Genomic DNA, 7,646 nt, shown 5'->3' with positions numbered 1-7,646 from the left:
CAGTATTTACAAATGAGAGGCATATGAAACTAGTAAAATTAAAAAAGCTTCCGTGAGGAAGCTGAGTAGTTACCTTTTTCCATACTGATCACACACCTTTTGTAGAGTAATAGTATCAGTATGTCCAAGGTTTAAAGATTACTTGCAAGGGTTCTGTTGCAAAGTTTTCTAAATAAGACTACACTCTAAAAAAAGAGTAAGGAGAATCATAAATGCGATATTTTAAAGGGAAACAGTTCAAGAAAGATATTATTTTAGTAGCCGTCGGCTACTACTGTCGTTTTTCCTTAAGCTATCGTGATATATCTGAACTGTTGAATGAGCGTGGTGTTTCAGCTCATCCTACCACCATCATGCGTTGGGTACATGAATATGGTAATTTGATTTATCAAATTTGGAAAAAGAAAAACAAAAAAGCAACCCCTGTTTGGCATTTAGATGAAACTTACATCAAAGTTAAAGGGGAGTGGCGCTATCTGTATCGTGCAATTGATGGAGATGGATATACTTTAGATATTCAACTTCGTAGAACACGTGATCATCAAGCTGCTTATATGTTTATGAAGCGACTCGTCAAAGCTTTTGGAGAACCAACGGTTCTCACAACAAATCAGGCTCCCGCCTTACTTTGCGCTTTCAAAAAACTGAAAGGTAAAAACTTTTATGTGCATACGAAACATTGCACCGTCAAACATTTCAATAATCTCATAGAACAAGATCACCGAAATGTAAAACGACGTTTTGCTAAATCCGCAGGATTTCAAAGTCTTCGTCAAGCTTCACGTACCTTGAAAGGGATCGAAACGATTCATGCTATTTATAAACAAAAGAGAAGTCACATTCCAGACTTCTCTTTTTCGACGTACAAGGAGTTACTGGACTTATTCAAGACCGCTTAAATTATAACTATATTTTGTAAACGAGTTTGTGTTTTTTCAAACTTTGCACCAGAACCTATAATAAATTTAAAGTGATTTCTCAGCATAATCCAACAATTTGGAATAAATTAAAAGAATTAGGATTTTCTTTAGATGATCAAACAAAAGAAGTCATTTTCAATGGTGTGATAGATTTAACAGACCGTCATGCGCCAGGAACTACGTTTGAATCTCGTACTCAAATCTATGAATTAGATGCAAACGGAAATATTAATTACAATAAACCAGTAGGTAAACCACAAACAACAACAGGACAAGTTCAAAAATCCAATATTTCCAACTCTACATCACGAGTATTACTTGTAAAGTAATTTTGTTAAGATGTTAAAATCTATATGGATATAACTTAGAAATATTTTAAATAGTAAAAAGAAACAGTGCCGATTAAGTTCACTGTTTCTTTTTAGGGTTCTGTTGCAAAGTTTAAAAATCACTCAAATTTATGAATGAACTATACCATTTTCCGTATATTACTGAGCATTTATTCTGAATGAGTGCATGTTAATTCGTATTTTTTTAAGAATTTAAAACTTTGCAATAGAGCCCTCAGAATGGAATATATATCATGGATGAGTAACAGATTTCTCTTAGAAACTGTATTTTATATAAAAAAAAGAAAAATGTGGTAGCATCCTATTTCTGTTCTTATTTCAAAGCTATTGTGTCAATTTGAATGGAAAATTGATACTGTTCATGTGATTCTTCTTCTAATAATGTAGTAAGGGACTGTAATTGATGAATCACTTGTTGTTTCGATTTGAGTCCAGCATAGTGGATATGAAAAGATTCTGGAATAGGGGATTCTATCGGTTCGGATGGAACCGTTGTAGGTTCAGGTTCTGGCATCCCGGGTATGCCTTGCATCGGGGGTGTGAGTGGCAGTGTTTGGGTTCAGTGGTATAGGATTGTTGCAGGGCAGTAGGTGCATCCTCTTTGTGTTTGATTGTATCCTTTCCCTTCCGTTTTGAATGGGCTGTTCCTTGTGTCTGAATGTCATGTTTTTTGTACAAGTCGTATAGCTTGCTATTATATGTGCCTAAACCCGTAGTAATCTCTTTGTTTGTGAAATATTCTTTCCGATATTAGAGACTTATTTTTTGTTCTTCGACAGACAATACTTCGCAAGCAGCTAATGGTAAGAATGTGTTTAATTTTTCTATACGTAATGTTTCCGTCAATAGAATCACTCCTCGAAAAATGGTGTGGAGTATAGATTCGATAAAAGGACGAAATTCCCTTTAAAAAAAGAATGAGAAGGGTAGCTCGAAAAATTTTGTTGAAACATGTAGATATGCATATTCTAATGTATTTGTTTACGAACGATTTTCGTGAATAGGGATTTTCAAACATGGTTTTGGTGAAAAGTGATGGGAGGAAAATCTTAATTTCTGAAAATTGAAAAAATTACATCTACATCCATTCAAGGTTATAATAAGAAAAATTCTTTATTAGGGAAGTGGATTATATATATGGCCATCGCAATCGCTGTGTTAACATTTTTAGGAGCTGTTATTCCAGAATAATTAGCATATGAGTACCTGTTCAGTAAACATGTACTTACTCATCATCCTGATTGATACGCCTTGGTTTTGATACCAAGGCGTACTTTTTATTTGAGATCCTTGAAAGGGCCTGAAAAAGATTGCATGGTGGTTGTTTTTGTCCATCTGTTTTAGACAAAGGAAAGTCATATAATATATACCGATGAGATGTTGAATAGGTGTCGCATGGGTAGAAAATGTTTATAATATATTTTCTGCCACTTCGATGCCAAGTAACGATCGTACATGTTCCATCTGGTTTGCGATTGTAACTGAGGTTGAACCAGCAAATAACAATCCAATGGCAACGCCATCATTTGTCGTGATTAAAGAGCCCGAATCTCCTCCGGAAGAAAGGTTTGTTGTGACAATTTGATCTCGAAACCGTGCAACCCTACCGCTTCCATAATTCACATCTACGGTCGCGTTTACTGCAGTGATGACGCCATGTGTATGATTCGTGGTCCGTCCCACTTTCATGACTCGTGTGCCGACGGTAACATCTTGTTTCCGTCGCCAGCCTTGTACAGAACCAAGCCAATGAATCGCACGATCTATTTGGTGGAAAGGTGCTTCTGCAATCGCGGCATCAACGAGATTATTTTGATTTTCAAGTGGTACTTGCGAAGAAAAGGTAATCGGGATAAATCTTGATAAGGTTGCAATCCGATCCGCTGGATCGCTTCCTCCATCAATCGGGCCAGGTTGTAAAATTGGATCACCTATATTCGCGTTATTACTATTCGCTAATACATGATTGTTACTTAGTATATAGTATCGATTTGGGATACCATATCCATGTGCTGGCGGATTGGTAGAACCATTCGGTAATATATCATATACGCAAGTCGCAATCGTACCTGCCGTCACATTTCGGTGTGCAACACTATAACCTCCTTTGGCTGGGCGAACTCGAGTGGAAAGGGCTTGTGTATCAAATTGTAATGTTTGTTGATTCCCAGCAAATAGATGTCCTGTTTGAATGACGTCGGTTTTGATTCCGTTTATTTCTTTTGGAATGACTTGATTGGTTTCTAATGTTTCAATAGGTAGTTTTTGATCTACAAATACAAGTAAAGAGGGTGTTCCTGTCATAACCCCGTTTACCTGTTGAATACCAGCTCCAATACCTGTTACATTCCGAAACTGTAAGAAATCATCCTCTACACTTTGTTGCACTTTTTGAATGTCTTGTTGTTCCTGAACCGTCAACACCTTTATATTTGAATGTTTTCTCATAACATTCTCCCCCTTATCCCATGTAATGATTTGTAATGCTCCCCACTTCTATAATGTTCGTTGGGTATGTTTCTAATTGTACAGGTATCTGTTCCTCTACTTTTAATTGAGAACGTGGTACTTTTTTAGAAACAAATATCTGAATCACTTCTTTCCCCCCTATAAATCCCATTCCTACTCCCACAACATAAGGTAAACGTAATAAACCTGTTTCATATTTGTGCACAACTTGTTCTAATTCCATCGGAACGCTCCTTTTTCATTTAAGTGATACATTAGATTTGTCTTCGATGGTTTCTGAAAAATGGTGTGTGACACCACTATAAGTATTTAGCCATGCTCATGTATTTTCCTTCTTGAAGTATACATGAGAAAGAAAAAAGCACCAGAGCCTTCTCAAGTCAATGCATCTAATTTATTGTATGTACCTGCAGAAAAAGCACCTGTCGTTACAACCAATAATTAATATAAATTGGTTACAACGACCAAACATTCTCGCTGTCAGTTCATTTGCGGCGCCCGGATTCTATTGTAAGGAGTTTTAAATTAAGTTTAATAGCAAAACGAATAAATCAATTACTAACCGTTTATACGGGTTTTAGATACCTTTAAATGTAATAGGTGTTTTTCGTAGGTGAAATACAACTCCATATACACTGTATGCTCCTTAGTTCTATTGATTATGCTCTGAATCAGCGGAGGGAGCTTACCTTTGCATCGCTCTATCTTCAGTGACCTTACCAATTTATATTTTTTAGATCTTGTATTACGATTCATCATAATTAGACATAGCGGTTCGTAATCAAGTTCCATATCATGAAACAAGAAACATCAATACCATTGAGAATTATTATTTTTTAAAATGAAACTCGCTTATTTTTATACATAAAAAGTCTCCCAGTTATTTATTCTTGTCTATACAAAGTCGATATTTTTTATGATTCACAACGGTTCTATCATATGGAAAGTCGCCACCCATAACGGTTACAATTTCAATTAATATGGATCGTTCATACTTTTTGATCACGATACCAGTAATCTCCATACCATCTCTTTCAAATACGATTGTTTCTCCTATTTTCGCTTGCATAACAAACCTCCTTTAAATTTTAAATTTATATATGCACATATAATAAATCGAGTCTCTCCTCTTGTAAACACAATCCGAATTTTCTCAATTAAAATTTGGATACATGTTACAAAAGAATAAGATGCCCTATGAGTTATTTGTGTCGAAAATTGTAAAACAAGCTATTTTAGATGCCGAAATAAGTTTTATAAACAAAATATGTTTCTTTTGTTATCATAAGGAAAAAGAAACATAGGAGAGAATGGAAGATGAATGCAAAAGAAACGAGAATTCAAATTATAAATATACAAGAACAGCATTGCCGTGGGTGTGAATATCTATTCGGCTCCTATCAACATTGCATCGAAAATTGTGAATGGGGAAAGGAAGTATATCGGTTAGGAAAACATTTGTCTGGGGAGGAAAATGTGAAAGCAAAGAATGCAGAATGGAAATGGGATCAATTATGTGAGGATACGGTTCAGTTACGGAATATAGGAATGGGATATGTGGAAATTGCAAAACGGTTAAAATGTCGCGCTAGTAGTTTACGTGAGCATTTGAAAAAGCGTGGACTATATGAATGATGTATCAACGATGTTATAAGAATATGGATGGTATTTAAAAGTGCATAAAACAATTGGAATGTTAGCATGCGGTATTTTTGCTCATCTGCCAGTTCTTATTGAGATACATGCTAGTGTGTATGAAAGGAAGTAAATTTGCTTCAATAAGATGAACATAAGTCGTATTCTAGCCAAACGAAGCCAAAACCTGAGCTTAGGTTTTGGCTTCGCAACATATGATGCATGCAAACTTAGGTGTTATTTTTTTATATTAATTTTTCCAATGGTATTAAATTCATCATCAGGTTGTAAGGAACGAGTTAGTTCATTACAACGTAAAATTTTCCCATCTTTTAATTCGAAAATCGCTATGATTTCTACGATACCACTATTCCCATTTTTCTTCTTTACATGAATTTCATATCTTAGCGTTGCTGTTTGCTTCTCTTCATCAAACAAAAAGTCATAAAAAGGTGACAATACCAGTGTTTCTACTATACTTTTTAAAGTTTCCATGTGAGTATGAAACCCTTGTATATTCACCTCTGTACCATCTGTAACTTGCATATATTGCTCACTAAAATAATCTGATATTTTATCTAACTTCAAATCTAAGATAACATCTTGATACACTTGTTTTAGAAATGTATAAGCTTGTTCTTTATTCAACACGATCACTCCCTCCACATTTCGTTTGTCCATGCATTTCAAAAGGGAATAATAATATCTAATCTTACTTCATCAAATGTATCAAAGAGATGATAATAGTTCGCTGCTTTTGATGAAGTCTTTCATAAATGGAGGCTAATTGGCTTTCAGAAATAGTTACAATAGAATACATTGATTTCTATCACCTTCTTTTTATTACCATCTTGATTGCCTTTATAATCGCTAGTTTAGATACATGTAATTTGCTTGAGAATAAAACAGAATTTGTTTAGATGTTTATATAAAAAACCTCCTTTATTTATAATTTGTATGAAATGAACCAAGTTCATTATATAAGAAAAAATATATTGTCCTTATAGCTAAATGATTGAGAAATAAAGATGTCTTGTAATCTATATGTAATAAATTTTTATTACATATAAGGTGTCTGGCGCTTAAAATGAATGTGTAAGATCTTGCATATTCCGAAGGGATAAACTCTTTAGAAGCACTGTAATTACAGACCAGTAGATATTTGAGGGTATTTAAAAAATATTCGGAATTTTTAATTTGTTTTTCTCGATATTTGAATTAAAATAAACCTATACTCTATCATTCACACAGAAGGGATTAAAAAGAGATGAAAATGGTTTTATGTTCATTGTTAGAAGAGTTGCTGCAAGACTATGAGAAACATCATTCACGTATGTATTTTATGTTCAAAAAAAACGAAGCGGACTATGTTTTTACTGATGTGAATCAGGCATTACTCCAAACTGTTCATCAACAAAGAACTGATTTTGTAGGGCAAACCATAGATACTGCACCGCATCTTGGAGATGAAGCAACAAGGGCAAAATTAAAAACCATTTATCCATTAGCTTGGTCAGGAAAAAAAGTGATTTTTTACTGTTTTCCAGATCGTAATGTAGATATATTTGTGATCACATATCTTGAACCTCAATATGAAAAGGGGAAAGTGGTACAAGTGAGGGGGCGCTGTGCATCCTTTGATAAAAATGAATTTCAAGATACGTTACAATATCTTGAAGAGTTTGTCACTTTTGAAATGTTACCTGAATAATTCATAGTATGTTCCTCCACCAATCACATATATTGGCTGTGTATATGTGAAATCATAGTGCGCGCGATTATTTTCTCAACAAAAATGTTGGGTACATATGATAGAATAAATCTAGATAGGGTTTTTATGTATATTTGTCAGTATATCAAGAGATGTTATTAAAATTAAAGTGGTTATCAAGTCCAAGAAGAGCACTCATGAGAGTGTTTTTCTTTTTCAAAAAATGATGAGGGCTAAGAAAAAGATCATGTAATACATATGCTTTTCTAGGGACCTTTAGCTCAGTTGGTAAGAGCAGACGGCTCATAACCGTCCGGTCGTAGGTTCAAATCCTACAAGGTCCATCACTATTTGTATACCTTTCTTATTAGAACATGCATGGGTATAATCCTAGTCCAGAAACGATTATATGGGTCATGATAAGATTGAAAATGAATACATGTAACAAACCGAAAAAAGTTGTTCCTAGGGGCCATAGCCATCATTTTTTACAATAGGGAGTAGAAGAGTGCGGTTTTGGACATACTCAAATAAGACTCTCTGGATTTCGTATTTTTTATA

9 protein-coding genes and 1 tRNA gene are annotated in these 7,646 nt (G+C 34.5%); 5 read left to right on the top strand and 5 right to left on the bottom strand.

Features of this window, described 5'->3' with window-relative positions; all coding sequences use genetic code 11:
• The first annotated feature begins 212 nt into the window (after positions 1 to 212).
• Both JDS99_RS29225 and JDS99_RS29220 read left to right on the top strand, forming a co-directional pair.
• Entirely contained in the window at positions 213 to 899 is a 687-nt protein-coding gene (locus tag JDS99_RS29225; protein WP_199696276.1) for an IS6 family transposase, read from the top strand.
• 71 nt (positions 900 to 970) lie between these two features.
• The gene (locus JDS99_RS29220) at positions 971 to 1,249 is read left to right on the top strand and encodes a hypothetical protein (protein WP_199696275.1); all 279 of its coding nucleotides are present in this window, start codon (positions 971 to 973) and stop codon (positions 1,247 to 1,249) included.
• Positions 1,250 to 1,583: 334 nt separating this feature from the next.
• Here JDS99_RS29220 and JDS99_RS32170 read toward each other — a convergent pair whose 3' ends face one another.
• The 4 genes from JDS99_RS32170 to JDS99_RS29200 form a co-directional block, all read right to left on the bottom strand.
• Positions 1,584 to 1,784, bottom strand: coding sequence for a hypothetical protein (locus JDS99_RS32170; protein ID WP_242475794.1), 201 nt, complete (start codon positions 1,782 to 1,784; stop codon positions 1,584 to 1,586).
• Between the two features lie 896 nt (positions 1,785 to 2,680).
• Positions 2,681 to 3,718, bottom strand: a complete 1,038-nt coding sequence (locus JDS99_RS29210; protein ID WP_199696274.1) for a chymotrypsin family serine protease — start codon at positions 3,716 to 3,718, stop codon at positions 2,681 to 2,683.
• Between the two features lie 13 nt (positions 3,719 to 3,731).
• On the bottom strand, positions 3,732 to 3,962 hold the full coding sequence (locus JDS99_RS29205) for a hypothetical protein (protein ID WP_199696273.1): 231 nt from the start codon (positions 3,960 to 3,962) through the stop codon (positions 3,732 to 3,734).
• Between the two features lie 657 nt (positions 3,963 to 4,619).
• Entirely contained in the window at positions 4,620 to 4,808 is a 189-nt protein-coding gene (locus tag JDS99_RS29200; RefSeq protein ID WP_199696272.1) for a DUF2187 family protein, read from the bottom strand.
• Positions 4,809 to 5,056: 248 nt separating this feature from the next.
• On the opposite strand from JDS99_RS29200, the gene JDS99_RS29195 reads away from it, so the two are divergent.
• Positions 5,057 to 5,374 (top strand): hypothetical protein, encoded by a 318-nt coding sequence (locus tag JDS99_RS29195; protein WP_199696271.1) that lies wholly within the window; start codon positions 5,057 to 5,059, stop codon positions 5,372 to 5,374.
• Positions 5,375 to 5,611: 237 nt separating this feature from the next.
• Here the strand turns inward: JDS99_RS29195 and JDS99_RS29190 are convergent, their stop codons facing one another.
• On the bottom strand, positions 5,612 to 6,025 hold the full coding sequence (locus tag JDS99_RS29190) for a nuclear transport factor 2 family protein (RefSeq protein WP_345943242.1): 414 nt from the start codon (positions 6,023 to 6,025) through the stop codon (positions 5,612 to 5,614).
• A gap of 616 nt (positions 6,026 to 6,641) precedes the next feature.
• Between JDS99_RS29190 and JDS99_RS29185 the strand changes: the two genes are divergently transcribed.
• Together JDS99_RS29185 and JDS99_RS29180 are read left to right on the top strand one after the other, a co-directional pair.
• Positions 6,642 to 7,085: a hypothetical protein gene (locus JDS99_RS29185; RefSeq protein ID WP_199696269.1), complete on the top strand. Its 444-nt coding sequence runs from the start codon at positions 6,642 to 6,644 to the stop codon at positions 7,083 to 7,085.
• Positions 7,086 to 7,355: 270 nt separating this feature from the next.
• Positions 7,356 to 7,429, top strand: a tRNA-Ile gene (locus tag JDS99_RS29180).
• The last annotated feature ends 217 nt before the right edge of the window (positions 7,430 to 7,646 follow it).

It is taken from the genome of Bacillus cereus group sp. N6 (assembly GCF_016483705.1).
Taxonomy (GTDB): Bacteria; Bacillota; Bacilli; order Bacillales; family Bacillaceae_G; genus Bacillus_A; species Bacillus_A wiedmannii.
Note: the sequence above shows the minus strand (reverse complement) of the source record. Positions and strands in the feature narration are given on the sequence as shown.

What these genes read in the sequence shown, in the direction of transcription:
- JDS99_RS29225 (WP_199696276.1), top strand. Translation starts at nt 213, where the DNA reads ATGCGATATTTTAAAGGGAAACAGTTCAAGAAAGATATTATTTTAGTA.
- JDS99_RS32170 (WP_242475794.1), bottom strand. Translation starts at nt 1,784, where the DNA reads ATGCCAGAACCTGAACCTACAACGGTTCCATCCGAACCGATAGAATCC.
- JDS99_RS29210 (WP_199696274.1), bottom strand. Translation starts at nt 3,718, where the DNA reads ATGAGAAAACATTCAAATATAAAGGTGTTGACGGTTCAGGAACAACAA.
- JDS99_RS29205 (WP_199696273.1), bottom strand. Translation starts at nt 3,962, where the DNA reads ATGGAATTAGAACAAGTTGTGCACAAATATGAAACAGGTTTATTACGT.
- JDS99_RS29200 (WP_199696272.1), bottom strand. Translation starts at nt 4,808, where the DNA reads ATGCAAGCGAAAATAGGAGAAACAATCGTATTTGAAAGAGATGGTATG.
- JDS99_RS29195 (WP_199696271.1), top strand. Translation starts at nt 5,057, where the DNA reads ATGAATGCAAAAGAAACGAGAATTCAAATTATAAATATACAAGAACAG.
- JDS99_RS29185 (WP_199696269.1), top strand. Translation starts at nt 6,642, where the DNA reads ATGAAAATGGTTTTATGTTCATTGTTAGAAGAGTTGCTGCAAGACTAT.